The 16570-nt window shown below is 31.1% G+C and carries 17 protein-coding genes; 7 read left to right on the forward strand and 10 right to left on the reverse strand.

Annotated elements, in window-relative coordinates; translation table 11 throughout:
• Window positions 1-35 precede the first annotated feature (35 nt).
• Window positions 36-2039 (forward strand): excinuclease ABC subunit UvrB, encoded by a 2004-nt coding sequence (gene uvrB, locus FHS04_RS05755; protein WP_027880784.1) that lies wholly within the window; start codon window positions 36-38, stop codon window positions 2037-2039.
• On the opposite strand, the gene FHS04_RS05760 is transcribed toward uvrB, so the two are convergent.
• Window positions 2036-2437: a hypothetical protein gene (locus FHS04_RS05760; protein WP_106679284.1), complete on the reverse strand. Its 402-nt coding sequence runs from the start codon at window positions 2435-2437 to the stop codon at window positions 2036-2038. The two genes, uvrB and FHS04_RS05760, sit on opposite strands and share 4 nt — an antisense overlap.
• Window positions 2438-2602: 165 nt before the next feature.
• Between FHS04_RS05760 and FHS04_RS05765 the strand changes: the two genes are divergently transcribed.
• Window positions 2603-2923 (forward strand): DUF1456 family protein, encoded by a 321-nt coding sequence (locus tag FHS04_RS05765; protein WP_106679282.1) that lies wholly within the window; start codon window positions 2603-2605, stop codon window positions 2921-2923.
• 149 nt (window positions 2924-3072) lie between these two features.
• A complete protein-coding gene (locus FHS04_RS05770; RefSeq protein WP_106679280.1) occupies window positions 3073-3774 on the forward strand; it encodes a phosphoadenylyl-sulfate reductase in 702 nt (233 codons plus the stop codon).
• A gap of 71 nt (window positions 3775-3845) precedes the next feature.
• On the opposite strand, the gene sucC is transcribed toward FHS04_RS05770, so the two are convergent.
• Window positions 3846-5039, reverse strand: a complete 1194-nt coding sequence (sucC, locus tag FHS04_RS05775; protein ID WP_106679278.1) for an ADP-forming succinate--CoA ligase subunit beta — start codon at window positions 5037-5039, stop codon at window positions 3846-3848.
• Between the two features lie 204 nt (window positions 5040-5243).
• Here sucC and lysA point away from each other — a divergent pair, with 204 nt between their 5' ends.
• From lysA to FHS04_RS05790, 3 genes are all read left to right on the forward strand, one after another.
• Window positions 5244-6452: a diaminopimelate decarboxylase gene (gene lysA, locus FHS04_RS05780; RefSeq protein WP_106679276.1), complete on the forward strand. Its 1209-nt coding sequence runs from the start codon at window positions 5244-5246 to the stop codon at window positions 6450-6452.
• Between the two features lie 80 nt (window positions 6453-6532).
• The gene (locus FHS04_RS05785) at window positions 6533-7642 is read left to right on the forward strand and encodes a sensor histidine kinase (RefSeq protein ID WP_106679274.1); all 1110 of its coding nucleotides are present in this window, start codon (window positions 6533-6535) and stop codon (window positions 7640-7642) included.
• Complete coding sequence (locus FHS04_RS05790; RefSeq protein ID WP_106679271.1) at window positions 7639-8037, forward strand: response regulator; 399 nt, start codon at window positions 7639-7641, stop codon at window positions 8035-8037. The genes FHS04_RS05785 and FHS04_RS05790 overlap by 4 nt, the downstream gene beginning before the upstream one ends.
• Here FHS04_RS05790 and FHS04_RS05795 read toward each other — a convergent pair whose 3' ends face one another.
• The 4 genes from FHS04_RS05795 to FHS04_RS05810 form a co-directional block, all read right to left on the reverse strand.
• Window positions 8038-8415: a VOC family protein gene (locus FHS04_RS05795; RefSeq protein WP_106679269.1), complete on the reverse strand. Its 378-nt coding sequence runs from the start codon at window positions 8413-8415 to the stop codon at window positions 8038-8040.
• A gap of 4 nt (window positions 8416-8419) precedes the next feature.
• The gene (locus FHS04_RS05800; protein ID WP_106679266.1) at window positions 8420-8629 is read right to left on the reverse strand and encodes a PLD nuclease N-terminal domain-containing protein; all 210 of its coding nucleotides are present in this window, start codon (window positions 8627-8629) and stop codon (window positions 8420-8422) included.
• An 11-nt stretch (window positions 8630-8640) separates the two neighbouring features.
• Window positions 8641-10041, reverse strand: coding sequence for a M20/M25/M40 family metallo-hydrolase (locus FHS04_RS05805; protein ID WP_106679263.1), 1401 nt, complete (start codon window positions 10039-10041; stop codon window positions 8641-8643).
• A gap of 92 nt (window positions 10042-10133) precedes the next feature.
• The gene (locus FHS04_RS05810) at window positions 10134-11012 is read right to left on the reverse strand and encodes a PPK2 family polyphosphate kinase (protein ID WP_106679261.1); all 879 of its coding nucleotides are present in this window, start codon (window positions 11010-11012) and stop codon (window positions 10134-10136) included.
• A gap of 64 nt (window positions 11013-11076) precedes the next feature.
• Between FHS04_RS05810 and FHS04_RS05815 the strand changes: the two genes are divergently transcribed.
• Window positions 11077-12288 (forward strand): hypothetical protein, encoded by a 1212-nt coding sequence (locus FHS04_RS05815; RefSeq protein ID WP_106679258.1) that lies wholly within the window; start codon window positions 11077-11079, stop codon window positions 12286-12288.
• Between the two features lie 34 nt (window positions 12289-12322).
• Here the strand turns inward: FHS04_RS05815 and FHS04_RS05820 are convergent, their stop codons facing one another.
• Genes FHS04_RS05820 through FHS04_RS05835 form a run of 4 tightly spaced genes read right to left on the reverse strand, consistent with a single transcriptional unit; the run spans window position 12323 to window position 16569 of the window.
• A complete protein-coding gene (locus FHS04_RS05820) occupies window positions 12323-13486 on the reverse strand; it encodes a sigma-54-dependent transcriptional regulator (RefSeq protein WP_106679256.1) in 1164 nt (387 codons plus the stop codon).
• Window positions 13486-14367 carry a DUF6268 family outer membrane beta-barrel protein gene (locus tag FHS04_RS05825; protein ID WP_219885254.1) on the reverse strand — a complete coding sequence of 294 codons (882 nt, stop codon included), beginning with the start codon at window positions 14365-14367 and terminating at the stop codon, window positions 13486-13488. The genes FHS04_RS05820 and FHS04_RS05825 overlap by 1 nt, the downstream gene beginning before the upstream one ends.
• On the reverse strand, window positions 14348-15256 hold the full coding sequence (locus FHS04_RS05830) for a mechanosensitive ion channel family protein (protein WP_106679253.1): 909 nt from the start codon (window positions 15254-15256) through the stop codon (window positions 14348-14350). Before FHS04_RS05830 ends, FHS04_RS05825 begins: the two co-directional genes overlap by 20 nt.
• Complete coding sequence (locus FHS04_RS05835) at window positions 15256-16569, reverse strand: ABC transporter permease (protein WP_106679251.1); 1314 nt, start codon at window positions 16567-16569, stop codon at window positions 15256-15258. The genes FHS04_RS05830 and FHS04_RS05835 overlap by 1 nt, the downstream gene beginning before the upstream one ends.
• Window position 16570 lies beyond the last annotated feature (1 nt).

A 16570-nucleotide genomic window follows, 5' to 3' on the forward strand; every position in this document is an offset into this window, starting at 1 on the left:
GAAAATATCTGATTTTTATTCAGTAATTTTACAATATGAAATTCAAAATAAAATCAGAATTTAAGCCAACAGGTGATCAACCACAAGCTATTAAGCAATTAGCAAGTGGTTTAGATAATAATGAAAAATACCAAACCTTACTTGGTGTTACTGGATCTGGTAAAACATTTACAGTTGCTAATGTTATAGAAGAAGTACAAAAACCAACGTTAGTTTTAGCACATAACAAGACTTTAGCAGCTCAGTTATATTCTGAATTCAAACAGTTTTTCCCTGATAATGCTGTAGAGTATTTTGTATCGTACTATGATTATTACCAACCAGAAGCTTATATACCAACATCAGGTGTTTATATAGAAAAAGATTTATCAATTAATGAAGAAATCGAAAAAATGCGACTTAGCACAACATCGTCTTTACTTTCTGGTAGACGTGATGTTTTAGTAGTTGCATCTGTTTCATGTTTATATGGTATTGGTAACCCTATTGAATTTCAAAAAAACGTAATAAGTTTAGAAGTTGATCAAGAAATATCACGCACTAAACTACTTCACATGTTAGTTCAAAGCTTGTACTCTCGTACCGAAGCAGATTTCAGACATGGTAATTTTAGAATTAAAGGAGACACCATAGATGTATTTCCTAGTTATGCTGATGATGCATTTAGAATTCACTTTTTTGGTGACGAAATTGAAGACATAGAGCAATTTAACATCCAAACTAACGAAGTCATAGAGCATTATGATCGCTTAAACATTTATCCTGCCAATATGTTTGTGACATCTCCAGATGTACTGCAAGGCGCAATAAGACAAATTCAGGATGATTTAGTTAAGCAACACGATTATTTTAAAGATATTGGTAAACATCTTGAAGCAAAAAGACTAAAAGAACGTACCGAATTTGATCTTGAAATGATTAGAGAATTAGGCTATTGTTCTGGTATAGAAAATTACTCTAGATACTTAGATGGTCGCGAGCCTGGTACGCGTCCATTCTGTTTATTAGATTATTTTCCTGATGATTATTTAATGGTCGTAGACGAGAGTCATGTGACCATTTCTCAAGTTCACGCTATGTATGGTGGCGATAGAAGTCGTAAAGAAAATTTAGTAGAATATGGGTTTAGATTACCTGCTGCAATGGATAACAGACCGTTAAAATTTGAAGAGTTTGAAGCATTACAAAATCAAGTGATTTATGTATCTGCAACGCCAGCAGATTACGAACTTGAAAAAACAGATGGTGTTTACGTAGAGCAAGTAATTAGACCAACAGGTTTATTAGATCCAATTATCGAGGTAAGACCAAGCTTAAATCAAATAGATGATTTAATTGAAGAAATCCAGCAACGTGTTGAAAAAGACGAGCGTACATTAGTTACAACCCTAACAAAACGAATGGCTGAAGAGTTAACAAAATACCTAAGCCGAATTCAAATACGTGTACGTTACATACATAGTGATGTAGATACTTTAGAACGTGTTGAAATTATGCAAGACTTACGTAAAGGTTTGTTTGATGTATTAGTTGGTGTAAACTTGCTTCGTGAAGGTTTAGACTTACCAGAAGTATCTTTAGTCGCTATTTTAGATGCCGATAAAGAAGGATTTTTAAGATCTAACAGATCCTTAACCCAAACTGTTGGTCGTGCTGCACGTAACCTAAATGGTAAAGCCATAATGTATGCAGACAAAATAACCAAAAGCATGCAACAAACCATTGACGAAACTGAGTACAGACGCCAAAAACAAATTGCTTACAATACAGATAATAATATCACACCAAAAGCTTTAAAGAAAAACTTAGATAGTGTTTTAGCTAAAAACTCTGTTAGTACTTATAGTTATGAGTTGGAAGCTGCTAAAGCTGCAGAACCAGAAAGCGAATATTTAAGCAAACCTGAACTAGAAAAGAAAATTAGAGAAAAACGAAAAACTATGGAGCAAGCTGCAAAAGCTTTAGATTTTATTGTTGCTGCACAATTACGTGATGAGATTAAAGCCTATCAAGAAAAATTAGAGGCAATTAAAAGCTAGTTATACTGGGTTCTAAAAATGTCTATTAAAACTGCTGCTGGTACCATACGGTCAGGAAAACCGTCCATAAGATAAAGAACACGCAATATAGAATCGTGATTTAAGCCCATTTTAAGTCCGTAATTAAATAGTTTAGCTTCTTCTGCTGGATTTTTACTACTATCTAAATGAGCTAATAAAACTAACCTATGAAACTGTACAATACGTTCACTATAAGATTTTAAAGTAATACCTCCTATCGGGTTTGAAATTAAATAATCAAAATCTTCTCTAGAAATGTTTAGTTGTTTAGATACACCTAATAAAAAATTAAACTCAATAGGCTTTAAAGTATCATCTTCTTTTGCAAAAGCAATCATTTCTGATAAAAGACTTAATTTCTCAACTCGGTTAGACATAACTATTTTTTTCTTTTATAAAATTACGTATTATGTTTTTTTTATAGTCGTTAAAAGTGTGCCACTTATCGAAAAATGAGTAGTTTTACAACGTATTTAAACGTATTTTATCTTTATAACCCAATAAAAATACAGTTTTAATTATTGATTTTCAAATACTTAAACATGACAAACAACGATATTTTCAAAAAACTAAGAGTCGCTCATAAGCTTCGTGATACTGATATAATTGAAATTTTAGCTCTTGTTGATTTTAGAGTTACAAAGTCTGAATTAAGTGCTTTTTTTAGACGTGAAGATCATCCTAATTATGTAGAATGTGGCGACCAAATCTTACGTAATTTTTTAAACGGTCTTATTATTCATTTACGTGGACCAATGCCTAAAAAAGGAGAGCAACCAAAAGGTAATCCTACAACAAAAACAAATCCAAAAAAATTTAATAACAAGAAAAACTTTAATAAGCCAAAGTCAAAAAAAGACTAATAAATAAGTTTTTATATTGTATTAAAAACACCATTAAACAGACAATTCAATAATTAAACTTTAGTTTTTATTGTAATTACTTAAAAATTTTTCGACAAATTTCATATCCAAAAAATCATTGCTATCTTGCAAGTTCGTAAAGATTGATTATGTTCGAGACAACTCCCAAAACAATAGTTAAGCCTAACATTTCTGAAGAAGAAATAAAAGCGCTAAATATAAAGTACAAAACCTTATCGGTTACTCAAAGAATAGCAGAACTGTATAAAGATTTTAAACAAGAAGACGTGATGTTAACCAGCTCTTTTGCTGCAACATCTGCTTTTTTATTAAAATTAGTTTCTGATGTAAACAAAACTCAAAAAGTATATTTTATTGATACAGGTTATCATTTTGAAGATACTTTAAAATATAAAGAAGCATTAACTAAAAAATATGGTTTAAATGTTGCTTCTATAGGTGCTTTAAAAGAAGAACATGAGTTTACTACCAAAGACGAAACTTGGCGAAAAAACCCTGACTTTTGTTGCTCTATAAACAAAGTAAAGCCTTTAGACCTTATTAAAAACCAATATAAAGTTTGGGTTTCTGGTTTAATGAAATGGCAAAGTGACCACAGAGCTACTTTGGATATTTTTGAACTAAGAGGTGATATTTTAAAATTTTATCCGCTTTTAGATGTAACAAAAGAAGAGCGTGATGCTTATATTGAAGAGCATCAACTTCCTTTTCATCCTTTAGTATCTAAAGGGTATCACTCTATAGGTTGCAAGCATTGTACTGTTCCTGGAGAAGACCGATCTGGTCGATGGAATAACAACCCAAAAACAGAATGTGGTTTACATTTATAAGACAATAAAAACAAATAAAAAAAAAGAGCAACTATTAAGTTGCTCTTTTTAATTTATATCTATTTAAAGTATTAAGATAATACTTCTTGTACTTTATCTGCAGCTTCTTGGAATTCAGTTGCACTTAATACATCTAATCCTGAGTTGTCAATTAATTCTTTAGCGATATCTGCGTTAGTACCTTGTAATCTTACAATAATTGGTACTTGTATTGCATCACCCATATTTTTATAAGCATCTACAACACCTTGTGCTACACGGTCACAACGTACAATACCACCAAATATATTAATTAAGATAGCTTTTACGTTTGGATCTTTTAAAATAATTCTAAAAGCAGCTTCTACACGAGCAGCATCTGCAGTACCACCAACATCTAAGAAGTTAGCTGGCTCACCACCTGCTTGCTTAATTAAATCCATTGTAGCCATTGCTAAACCAGCACCGTTAACCATACAACCAACGTTTCCGTCAAGGTCTACATAGTTTAATCCTAATTCTCCAGCTTCAACTTCAATTGGGCTTTCTTCACGTAGGTCACGTAATTCTGCTAAATCTTTATGTCTGTATAATGCGTTAGCATCTAAAGTTACTTTGGCATCTACTGCCATAATTTTATCATCACTTGTTTTTAATACAGGATTAATTTCAAATAATGAAGCATCAGATTTGTCGTAAGCTGTATATAATGCTGTAACAAATTTTGTCATTTCTTTAAACGCAGTACCGCTTAAACCTAAGTTAAAAGCTACACGACGTGCTTGGAAAGGTAAAATTCCTGTTGCTGGATCTATTTCTTCAGTAAATATTAAATGAGGTGTTTTTTCTGCTACTTCTTCTATATCCATTCCTCCTTCTGTAGAGTACATAATCATGTTACGACCATTACCTCTATTTAAAAGTACAGACATGTAAAATTCGTTTGGTTCAGAATCTCCAGGATAGTATACATCTTCTGCTACTAATACTTGGTGAACACGTTTACCTTCGGCAGAAGTTTGAGGCGTTACAAGGTCCATTCCTATAATTTGACCAGCTATATCTTTAACTTCGTCTAGATTTTTAGCAAGTTTAACTCCGCCACCTTTACCACGTCCACCAGCGTGAACTTGAGCTTTAATAACGTGCCAACCTGTACCAGTCTCTTCTGTTAATTGTTTAGCTTTTGCAACTGCTTCGTCTGCTGTTTGGGCAACTAATCCGCGTTGGATACGTACACCAAAACTGCTTAATAATTCTTTTCCTTGATATTCGTGTAAATTCATCTTGTTTAGAGTAAAATTTTAAGTTCAACAAAAATAAATAATCACATTTACTTACCCTAATATTTAGGAGCTAAAAAAGATAATTCTTTTAAATAGAATTTTTCTACTTGTTAAATAATTAACATTTTGTATCAAATTTGTAATATTATAAAGTATTCCTTTTTTTATTCTTCTAAAAAAATACCTTTGACAAAAAATTGATGTATGGAAAACAGTCAACTTCTACAAATTGCTAAGGACTTTGGTAGTCCTGTTTACGTTTATGATGCCGATAAAATTGTTAGTCAATATAATAGATTAACAGCTGCATTTAGTAATGTTAAAAGTTTAAAAATTAACTATGCTGTAAAAGCATTATCTAATGTTTCTGTACTAAAATTAATGAAAAAATTAGGATCAGGAATTGATACTGTTTCCATACAAGAAGTACAGCTTGGTTTAAAGGCTGGTTTTAAACCAGAACAAATAATCTACACACCAAATGGAGTTTCTTTAGAAGAAATAGAAACCGCAGCAAAACTTGGTGTACAAATTAACATTGACAACCTTTCTATTTTAGAACAATTTGGTACTAAACACCCAAAAACACCAGTTTGTATTAGGATAAATCCACATGTTATGGCTGGTGGTAATACTAATATTTCTGTAGGTCATATTGATAGTAAATTTGGAATTTCTATACACCAAATCCCACACATACTTCGTATTGTAGAGAATACTAAAATGAACATTAATGGTATACACATGCATACTGGCAGTGATATTTTAGATATAGATGTGTTTTTATATGCTAGTGAGATTTTATTTGATACCGCTAAGCATTTTAAAAATTTAGATTTCATAGACTTTGGTTCTGGTTTTAAAGTCCCATATAAAGACGGTGATATAGAAACAAATATTGAAGAGTTAGGAGAAAAACTAAGTAAAAGGTTTAATGAGTTTTGCAAAAACTATGGAAAAAAATTAACCCTAGCTTTTGAACCTGGAAAATTTTTAGTCAGTCAAGCTGGACAATTTTTAGTAAAAGTAAATGCTGTAAAGCAAACTACATCAACTGTTTTCGCGCAAGTAGATAGTGGTTTTAATCACTTAATTAGACCAATGCTTTATGGCGCACAACACGAAATAAGAAACATTTCTAATCCTGATGGACGCGAACGTTTTTACAGTGTTGTTGGCTACATATGCGAAACTGATACTTTTGCAAATAATCGAAGAATTAAGGAGATTAACGAAGACGACATTTTAGCTTTTAGTAACGCTGGTGCATATTGTTATAGTATGTCAAGCAATTACAACTCAAGATACAGACCTGCAGAAGTACTAGTGTATAATGGAGATGCGCATCTTATACGAAAAAGAGAAACGTTTGAAGATATAATAAAAAATCAAATAGAAATTAAAATTGAATAGATAATCATTATCCTTTTTAATTAAAAAAAAAAAGCTATTTTTGAAGTCCCTTAAAAAAAACTGATTAATAGCATTTTAAATTGAAAAACGATTTTATTCTCCCAAAAACAGACATTTCACACAAAGATTTATTTTTATTCATACAACAAGCTGCAACTATTGGTAGTTGGGAATATGATATTGAAAATAATAATCTTACATGGAGTGAAGTTACTAAAGACATACATGAAGTAGAAGCTGATTTTGTCCCTAATTTAGAAAATGCAATAGAGTTTTATACAGAAGAAGATAGCAAGAAGAGAATTACTAATGCTGTTAATGACGCTATTATTGAGAACGAAAATTATGACCTTGAGTTAGAAATAACTACTAAAAAAGGTAATAAAAAATGGGTAAGAGCCATAGGTTACCCTGTACATTCAGGTAATAAATGCGTTAAACTTTATGGTCTATTTCAAGACATAACACCTTCTAAAAGTCTAGAGATTAACATTAAGTCTTTATTAAAGATAACAACTAACCAAAATAAGCGTTTATTAAACTTTGCGCATATCGTATCTCATAATTTAAGATCACACTCAACTAACTTTAACATGTTGCTAAATCTTATGAAGGATGAATATCCTGAAATAGAGAAAAACGAGTTTTATCCTATGCTTACTAAAGCGTCTGCAAAACTTAACGAAACAATACATAATTTAAATGAAGTTGCACAAACTGATATTCATTTAAAAGAAAACTTTGTAGAAATTAATGTATATGAAGAAATTAATAAAATAGTAGAAAGCTTATCAGGTAAAATCAAATCTTCAAATGCTAAAATTGTCAATAAAGTTGATCGTAACATAAACATAAAAACAATACCTGCTTATTTTGAAAGTATTTTCTTAAATTTAATTTCTAATTCTATTAAATACAAAAAGGACAGTAAAGACCCCGAAATATTAATAAGCTCCTTATTAAAAGACGAATTCTTTATAGTCAAATTTAAAGATAAAGGAAAAGGAATAGACCTAAAACTTAATAAACATAAGATTTTTGGTATGTATAATACTTTTCATGAAAACAAAGACTCTAGAGGATTAGGTCTATTTTTAATAAAGAACGAAATAGAAGCTATGCAAGGTAAAATTACCGTAAAAAGCAAACTAGACCTAGGAACCACTTTTTATCTACACTTTAAGTTATGAGAAAAATAAAACTTACCTACTTAATTGATGATGACGAAATATACATCTTCACAGCAAAAAAACTTATTAATAAAACAGACTTCTCAGAAGAGGTTAAGTTTTTTTATAACGGTAAAGAAGCTTTACGTGCAATAAAATCTAAACTTTACAACGAAGAAGAATTACCAGATGTAATCTTACTTGACTTAAACATGCCAATTATGGATGGTTGGCAATTTTTAGATGAATTTATAAGAATCAAAACAAAAAAAACAATAAAGGTTTATATTGTTAGCTCTTCTGTAAATCCAACAGATATAGAACGAGCAAAAACATATAACATGGTTAGTAACTATATAGTTAAACCTATATCTAGGGAAAAACTATATTCAATAACAGAAGAAGTATTTACTTAATTATAAATTGTTTTGATAAAATACTAAACCATTTTTATCAATATCATAAAAAGCAAACTCTTTTGTTCCCCAATCTGTATTTCTAACTTTGGTATCTTTATTAAAAACGTTTTTAAAGTTATATTCTTGAAATAGGATGTCAACATTTTCTGTGACAATTCTTAGCATTGGTCGGTCTACCTCAACGTCCCATTCTTTTGCATCGTGCCACTGTAAGTGTATTTCTATATCATCACGTCTAATTCCTGCATAGGTTGGTTGCTTACTATCATTTGCAAAAGCGATAGTAAACCCAAGTTTATTGACATAAAACTTTAACGACTCTAATACATTTTTTACAGGTAAAACAGGATGTATCTGATGTAGTTTTGCTTGCATTACCCTATTTTTTTATTTTTTGACGTGTACCTATTAAAAAATACAGTAAAGCCCCAAAAATATTTAAAAACAAAATAACTAACACCCATATTAATTTATTATTTGACCCTTTAAAATTGCTTCTTATTACATCTACTAAGGCTATTATTGGTAATAATAAACCAACTAATAAAATTAATACTTGCCAAGGTCCTACCATTCCTAATATTTTCATTACTCTTTATTTTAATTTTTAAATTCTTTAACTTCTGGGATATTATCTACACCATATTTATCAAATAAGTAAATAAGACTAGTCATAGTTGCTGCACCTAACTCTAACTCTCTTTTATTTACTGCGTCAAACGTATCGTTAGCTGCGTGATGATGATCAAAATACCTTTGAGAATCTGGTCTTAACCCTGCTAAAACATTGCTTGTTGTTTTTAATGGTCCTACATCTGCACCGCTTCCTCCTTTTTCAAAATAATGAATGAGATAAGGTTTAAATAATGATTTCCAACTTAATACTTTTTCAAAATTAGCATCGCTACAATCAAAGCTAAATCCACGAGGTGTAAATCCGCCAGCATCACTTTCTAAAGCAAAAACATGAGTTTCTTTATTAGCTTTTGCTTCTTCAGCGTATTTTTTTCCACCACGTAATCCGTTTTCTTCATTCATAAACAACACAACTCTAATACTGTGTTTTGGTTTAATACCACTTTCTTTTAATAATCTTAAAACATCCATAGATTGTACTACGCCTGCACCGTCATCATGTGATCCATCTCCTAAATCCCAAGAATCTAGATGTCCACCTACAATCATATATTGATTAGGAAATTCTGTTCCTGTAATTTCTCCTATAACATTGTAAGATAAAACATCATCAAACTGCTGGCAGTTTTGCTTAAAATAAAACTTTAGATTACTGTCTTTTTTTAAGGCTTCTGAAAGTTTATCGGCATCATTTGTACTAATTGCTGCAGATGGGATGTGTTGATTGTTTGGTAAATCTCCGTAAGACATACTTCCGGTATGAGGTAAATCGTCTTGACGTAAATTCATAGATCGTACAATTATGCCAACTGCTCCGTATTTTATAGCTTCCATTGCACCTGCATAACGTTGGTTTACACAACCTCCATATGCCATAAAGGTTTGTATTAAATCTGCTTGCATCGGTCTGTTGTAAAAGACAATCTTTCCTTTTATTTTTTCTTCACCTAATATTGCTAACTCATCAAAATTCTGCACTTCAATAACTTTTGCTGTTAGTCCATTTTTTGGCGTAGCTATAGATCCGCCAAGTGCACAAATATTTACATTAATAGTTGTTGAATTAGTAATAAAATGCGCCACTTCTTTTTCTCCCCTAACCCATTTTGGTACCATTACCGGTTGTAGCCAAACTTTATCTAAACCTAATTTTTCTAATTCAGATTTTGTGTATTGTACTGCTTTTTCTGCATTTTCTGAGCCTGATAATCTACCGCCTATTTTGTTTGATAAATGGTCTAACCATTGATAACTTTTACCATTGGTTAAAGATTGTGTATAAATTGTTTTTAATACATCTTGATCTGTTTGCGCATTGATGTTTGCAAATAGTAATAGTGTTACGATTATTGTAAGCTGTTTCATGATTGTTGCGTTAGCGATTAAACGGTTTGTTTGAGCGCCTCATAGAGCGCGAGTAGTGAAAGCGCAACCCTTGTGGTAACGCCCAAAAAAGACTACTCGTTATTTAATTGTTCTCTGTAAAGATGCAAATTAGCTTTGGTTTCTTCGTCTAATTCTGGCTCTTTAATATCTGTGTATTCTTTTAATGTGTCGTATAAAATAGAGGCTACGATTAATCGCGCAGTTGGTTTATCGTCTGCAGGAATATTGTACCAAGGTGCATTATTTGTGCTAGTACGGTTTATGGCATCTTCGTAGCAAGCCATATAATTGTCCCAAAGTTTACGCTCTTTTAAGTCGCCAGCAGAAAATTTCCAGTTTTTACGTTTTAAATTTAAACGTCGTAATAATCGATTTTTTTGCTCTTCTTTTGATAGGTTTAAAAAGAATTTAAAAATGATGGTTCCGTTTTCTGCTAAATGATTTTCGAAGTTTTTGATTTGCTCGAATCGTTTGTTCCAGAAAGCATCATCTACATCTTCTACACTATTTATAAAGGGTAACTTTTCATTTAAGATATATTCTGGATGTACGCGTGTTACCAAGACATTTTCATAATGTGTACGATTGTGAACACCAAATTTACCACGAGCAGGTAAATGTAAATAATGACGCCAAAGGTAGTCGTGTTTTAACTCTAAATCGGTTGGTACTTTAAAACTCATAACTTCAACACCTCGTGCATTAAAATCTTTAAAAACTTCACGTATCAAACTGTCTTTACCTGCTGTATCCATACCTTGTAAGCATACTAAAACCGAGTACTTTCCGTGTGCGTACATGGTATCTTGAAGTTCGCCTAAGTTGCGTCTTACTTTTTTTAGAGCTTTTTCGGTTTCTTTTTTATCTGCGCCTAAATCAACTCTGCTTGGTAAATCGGTTATTTGAACTTTTTGCGTGATTTTATGATTGGCTATATCTATGGGTTTCATCTTATAATTATCTTTGAATAATAAATATACAGAAGATTTTGTAGTTTGCAATTAAAAACCATCAATGATACAACGCTTTTTTTGTTTTGTAGTTTTAGCTTTAATCGTACAACTAGGTGTTAGTCAAACTAAGGACAGCATATTTTTTAGTAAAGAAAATATTAATAAGCCTAACCTACTCTCTACACATAGTTTTGGTGCATTTTTTATGCGTTTGCAAGGTCATTTTGAAATGAATGCACCAAAAGAAACATCTTTTAATATTAGTATTGAAAGCGGAAATGTTTGGAGTCCACCTTTAAAAGTGTACATTCCAAAAAACGAAGCAGATCGAGAAGTAATTAGAGAATACGATTGGGATTTTGCTCATAGAGCATTTGATGAAAACACCATAGAAAAAGACTCTTTTAGCATCTCTAATGACGGCGTAATTAAAGGTTTTAAAGCTAACTTAAACTTTAGATTAGCAAGAAAACATGAGTTACAAATTGGATTTAGAACTTATCTTCTAACAAAAGGAAAAACACCTTTTACAATACTTACCGGTGATGAGTTTATTGAGAACTTTCATAGAGATATTGCTGGTGGTGATGATCCATTTGACAGAAAAGTATTTGGGTTAAACCAAGCCAATATCAATTATACTGACAGAAACGGTAATAATATGAATATTAATGCTGGAGATTTTTTTGCAACTGGCATAGAAACTAGTTACTATTACTATCCTGACAGCTTTAAATCTAAAAACAATACGCTTGCTTTTAATGTTGGCGCACATTTGGGCACAAACCTTTCTAAACACAATCAATCTATTGATTTTGGACTATCTACAAACGGAGTTAAAACCTTTAAGATTAACGACAAAAGCCTAATAAATATAGGATTAAACTTAGGTTTCTTAAGAAAAGGACTGATTGACTTTAATAGCTCTAACCTTGAATTTGGCACCAATAATTTTATAGCTAACCTAGAAAACGCAGTTGAGTACAGTTTTAAAACTAGTAAAAACTTTGTGCATTCTTTTGGTGCAAACTTTTATCTTCAAACTAGTCTTAATAAAAAAGATGAATTTGAATACATTATACCCATACGCCATCCAGACGCTTTTAAATCTTGGGGACAAGGTGCATTAAACCTCTATAAAAACAATAATTACTGGAGTTTTATTTATTCATTCTCTAGAAAAACAACAACATACTTTTACTTGCAACAAGATTTAACTTTAAACAATAACCCAGACTTACAAACTGGTATTGGATATAAATTTTACTTATAAAAAAACTCAATAATATTTATTGAGTTTTTTAGTTTTATTTACTAGCAAATAACTTCACATCTTTTTCGCTAACTTCTTTTTCTCCTAAAATAAGTAAACGTTCTACGACATTTCTTAGCTCGCGTATATTCCCAGTCCAATCATATTCTTGAAGTAACTTAATCGCCTTTTCTGAAAATGATTTTTGTGCTGTACCTTGTTCTTCTGCTATTTTTTTAGAAAAATGACTAATAAGCAAAGGTATGTCTTCTCTTCTTTCATTTAAAGCAGGAACTTTAACTAAAATTACTGCTAACCTGTGGTATAAATCCTCACGAAACTTACCGTCTTCAATTTCTTTTTTTAAATCTTTATTAGTTGCTGCTACAACACGTACATCTACTTTTATATCCTTATCGCTACCTACACGTTGTATACGACTTTCTTGCAATGCGCGTAATACTTTTGCTTGAGCAGAAAGAGACATATCGCCTATTTCATCTAAAAAAATAGTTCCGCCGTTTGCTGCTTCAAATTTTCCTGCACGGTCTTTATTCGCACTTGTAAAAGCGCCTTTTACGTGTCCAAATAATTCACTTTCTATTAATTCTGAAGGTATTGCAGCACAGTTAACCTCTATCATTGGTCCTTTACTACGTTGGCTTTTTTGATGTAACCAATGTGCTACAAGTTCTTTACCTGTTCCGTTTGGTCCTGTAATTAAAACTCTTGCATCTGTTGGTGCTACTTTATCTATAATGTCTTTGATTTGAGAAATGGCGTCGCTTTCTCCTATCATTTCGTATTTTTTGCTGACTTTCTTTTTAAGAATTTTGTTTTCTATAACTAATTCTTTTCGGTCTAACGCATTACGAACAGTATTTAGTAATCGGTTTAAGTCTGGCGGTTTTGAGATATAGTCAAACGCACCTAAACGCATTGTATTTACTGCGGTATCTAAATCTCCGTGACCAGAAATCATTACCATTGGTATTTCTGGCTTTATTTTTTTTACTGCTTCTAAAACCTCAACACCATCCATTTTTGGCATTTTGATGTCGCAAAGTATTAAATCGTAATCTTCTTTTTTTATTTTTTCTATACCGGCTAATCCGTCTTCGGCTTCTTCAACTTGATATTTGCTGTTTTCTTCAGAAAGTATTTTTACTAAAACTCTTCTAATTGCAGCTTCATCTTCTATTACTAATATTTTTGACATTATATCTTAAATTTTAATCCGGTTCTTAAATAAAACGTATTGGTTTTGTCTAGTGTATAAACATCGTTACGATCTTTGTCTCTTAATACATTATTCATCATAAATGTGCATCCTGCATAGGTATATAAAACTAAATGATCTGTAAAGTTATAATCGTATCCTAGACCAAATACAGCTACTGATAATGAGATGTTATCTACTTGTTTACCTAAAACACTAGTTGGTCTTTGTAAGTGTGCAAAATAACCATCTAAACCTACAAAAGCTTCTAAAGAATGTTTATCGTTAAAATAATAAGTAGCATTAGATTTTGGAACACCTAAACTTAAAGACCAATTTTCGTTTACTTGTCTAAAATAATTTACAAATGGTAATGGAAAAGGCATACCTGCTGTAGTATTATAGGTTAATCCTAAAATTAATCTATATGGTCTTTTAATATCGGCATCTCTTCTATCCTTTATGGCGTATACTCCTCCATTTAAAAACAAATCGTCTGATGTTATTTTTTGGGTTAGTGTAGAAGCTATTCTTGGTGTTATTTTAGCGCCTACACGCCAATTTTCGTTCCATTTAAACGTGTAGCCTATGTTTAGATCTATTACATTTAAGGTCTTTAAAGGTTCTGTATCAAAAGGATAGTTATCTTCTAGATTTAAGATAATTCTGTTGTATTCTCCTCCAAAAATTAAATATGAATCTTCTTTAGTTTTAATAGGAAAGTTTAGCAACGCTCTAAGACGCGTGTATTGATCTTCAGATTTTCCTTTAGGAATAAAAGAATACTCTAACCGTGCTAAATCTGTTAATTGTGCTGATGCCGAAAAACAAAAGCTAAATAGCAATAAGGTTAATAATATTTTAGTTTGGGTTTTCTTCATGTGAATCTTTTATAATATGAACATCTCTTTGAGGGAAAGGAATACTTATATTGTTATCTTTAAATAATTTATTGATTTTAAATCTTATTTCGCTTTGCGGTATTGCAGCTGTAAAGCTATCGTTAAGTGTAAAGACTAGTTTAAAATTAAGTGAGCTGTCTGCAAAATCTGTAAATAAAACTAATGGAGGAGGAAATTTTAATACTTTAGGATGCTCTTTTGCTGCCTGAAGTAAGAGTTTTTTTACTAATTCTACATCACTTCCATAAGCAACACCAACAGATACGCTTTCTCTTGTTGTAGTTCCGTTTTGCGTCCAATTATATAAACTATTTGTTAAGTATAAATGATTAGGTATAATTAGCACTTTATTATCAATAGTTACAGCTCTTGTGGTACGTAATTTAATTTCTTCAACACGACCAACTTTTCCGTCAATTTCAATAATATCACCTACATGTGCAGATTGGTCTATCAAAATAAAAACACCAGAAATTATATCTTGAAAAAAAGTTTGTAACGCTAAACCAATACCTATTAAAAGTGCAGCAGATGCAGCAAAAACAGCGGTAACGTTTACACCAATTGCATTTAACGTTATTAATAATATAATGACATAAATAAGCCATCTAAAATACCCGTAAACTACCGAAAATTTCCCTTTATCATGTTCGGGTAAGCGTTTTGTTAATATCTTAAATACTATTCTTAGTACTACTGTAGTGATAAAAATAACAAAACTGATGACTAATAAATCTTTTATAGATACAGAGATTTCTTCAGTAAAATCTACATGTAGGTTTAAAAACTCGTTAAGTTTTTCCCACATAGAGCTTTCTACTATAACGTCTTCTAGGTCTTCTATTTTCTGTTCTACTTTATTTTGCATTAATATTTAATCCATTTAATTAGTTCTTTATAGCTAGGTTTTTTGCCATACATTAAAATACCTACTCTATATATTTTTGCAGCAAACCAAACTGTAAATAAAAAGGTACCTACTAATAATAATAAAGATACTATTTGTTGCCATAACGGTACACCAAAAGGAATACGCATTAACATAACTACAGGAGATGTAAATGGTATAAATGAAAAAACAGTACTTACTGTACCATGCGGATCTTCTATCACTGTAAACATACCAACATAAACAGCCAAAATTAATGGCATTAGTATTGGCAACATAAATTGTTGTGTATCTGTCTCGTTATCTACTGCTGCTCCAATTGCTGCATATAAAGAACTATATAGCAAATAACCACTAATAAAGAACAGTAAAAAAGCTATAATCAAGTTGGCTAAAGGTAAATTAAAAAATGCCGAAAATATAATTTGTGCTTTTTCTGCTGCATCTGGATCGGTCATTGCTTGCTGCATCATTTGTTGTTGTGGTGATTGGATTTGTGTCATATCAATACCAAATATAGCTGTAACAACAACCATTAAAACACCTCCTAAAATTAACCAAATTACAAACTGTGTAATTCCGGCTAAAGAGGTACCTATAATCTTACCAAGCATTAATTGTATTGGTTTTACTGACGAAATAATAACTTCTATAATTCGGCTAGTTTTTTCTTCAATAACACTACGCATAATCATATTACCATAAATAATAATAAACATAAAAAGCAAATATCCTGCTGCACCACCAAATGCTAATTTAACAACACTATCAAATTTTGAAGTTTTCTCTCCTGAAAAATTTTCCTGAGTTATATCAATATTAATTTTTGAATCATCAATTAGCTTTGTGTCTATATTTTTTTCGGCAAGATTTTTATGAGTTAATTCGATTTCAATAAGTTTTTCTAAATCTGAAATTAATGATAAAGATGGCGTTTCTTCAGAATAAAACTCTACACTATTTTTAGCTTCAGATAGACTATTCATCTTTTTAATATGAAGCAAACCGTAATTATCTGCTTCTTTTACAATTTGCTTTGCATTTTCAAGATTTTTATCTGTTAAGATATTATATTTTATACTTTCAGAGTCTTTAAAAACTCCAGTTAAATAACCAGACTCATCCAATACTGAAATTTGTCTTTGTGAGTCATTATTTAACTGCGATAAATACGCAACAACTGCTATAAGTGCTATAAAAATTAGCGGACTTAAAATAGTCATAATTAAAAACGCTTTGTTTTTAACTTTATTTAAATATTCTCTTTTTATAATAAGTGGAAGATGGTTCATA

It is taken from the genome of Mesoflavibacter zeaxanthinifaciens subsp. sabulilitoris (assembly GCF_014191595.1).
Taxonomy (GTDB): domain Bacteria; phylum Bacteroidota; class Bacteroidia; order Flavobacteriales; family Flavobacteriaceae; genus Mesoflavibacter; species Mesoflavibacter zeaxanthinifaciens.

Excerpts from the sequence above, each read along its gene's own strand:
- uvrB (WP_027880784.1), top strand. The coding sequence starts at position 36 with ATGAAATTCAAAATAAAATCAGAATTTAAGCCAACAGGTGATCAACCA.
- FHS04_RS05760 (WP_106679284.1), bottom strand. The coding sequence starts at position 2,437 with ATGTCTAACCGAGTTGAGAAATTAAGTCTTTTATCAGAAATGATTGCT.
- FHS04_RS05765 (WP_106679282.1), top strand. The coding sequence starts at position 2,603 with ATGACAAACAACGATATTTTCAAAAAACTAAGAGTCGCTCATAAGCTT.
- FHS04_RS05770 (WP_106679280.1), top strand. The coding sequence starts at position 3,073 with ATGTTCGAGACAACTCCCAAAACAATAGTTAAGCCTAACATTTCTGAA.
- sucC (WP_106679278.1), bottom strand. The coding sequence starts at position 5,039 with ATGAATTTACACGAATATCAAGGAAAAGAATTATTAAGCAGTTTTGGT.
- lysA (WP_106679276.1), top strand. The coding sequence starts at position 5,244 with ATGGAAAACAGTCAACTTCTACAAATTGCTAAGGACTTTGGTAGTCCT.
- FHS04_RS05790 (WP_106679271.1), top strand. The coding sequence starts at position 7,639 with ATGAGAAAAATAAAACTTACCTACTTAATTGATGATGACGAAATATAC.
- FHS04_RS05795 (WP_106679269.1), bottom strand. The coding sequence starts at position 8,415 with ATGCAAGCAAAACTACATCAGATACATCCTGTTTTACCTGTAAAAAAT.
- FHS04_RS05800 (WP_106679266.1), bottom strand. The coding sequence starts at position 8,629 with ATGAAAATATTAGGAATGGTAGGACCTTGGCAAGTATTAATTTTATTA.
- FHS04_RS05805 (WP_106679263.1), bottom strand. The coding sequence starts at position 10,041 with ATGAAACAGCTTACAATAATCGTAACACTATTACTATTTGCAAACATC.
- FHS04_RS05810 (WP_106679261.1), bottom strand. The coding sequence starts at position 11,012 with ATGAAACCCATAGATATAGCCAATCATAAAATCACGCAAAAAGTTCAA.
- FHS04_RS05815 (WP_106679258.1), top strand. The coding sequence starts at position 11,077 with ATGATACAACGCTTTTTTTGTTTTGTAGTTTTAGCTTTAATCGTACAA.
- FHS04_RS05820 (WP_106679256.1), bottom strand. The coding sequence starts at position 13,486 with ATGTCAAAAATATTAGTAATAGAAGATGAAGCTGCAATTAGAAGAGTT.
- FHS04_RS05825 (WP_219885254.1), bottom strand. The coding sequence starts at position 14,367 with ATGAAGAAAACCCAAACTAAAATATTATTAACCTTATTGCTATTTAGC.
- FHS04_RS05830 (WP_106679253.1), bottom strand. The coding sequence starts at position 15,256 with ATGCAAAATAAAGTAGAACAGAAAATAGAAGACCTAGAAGACGTTATA.
- FHS04_RS05835 (WP_106679251.1), bottom strand. The coding sequence starts at position 16,569 with ATGAACCATCTTCCACTTATTATAAAAAGAGAATATTTAAATAAAGTT.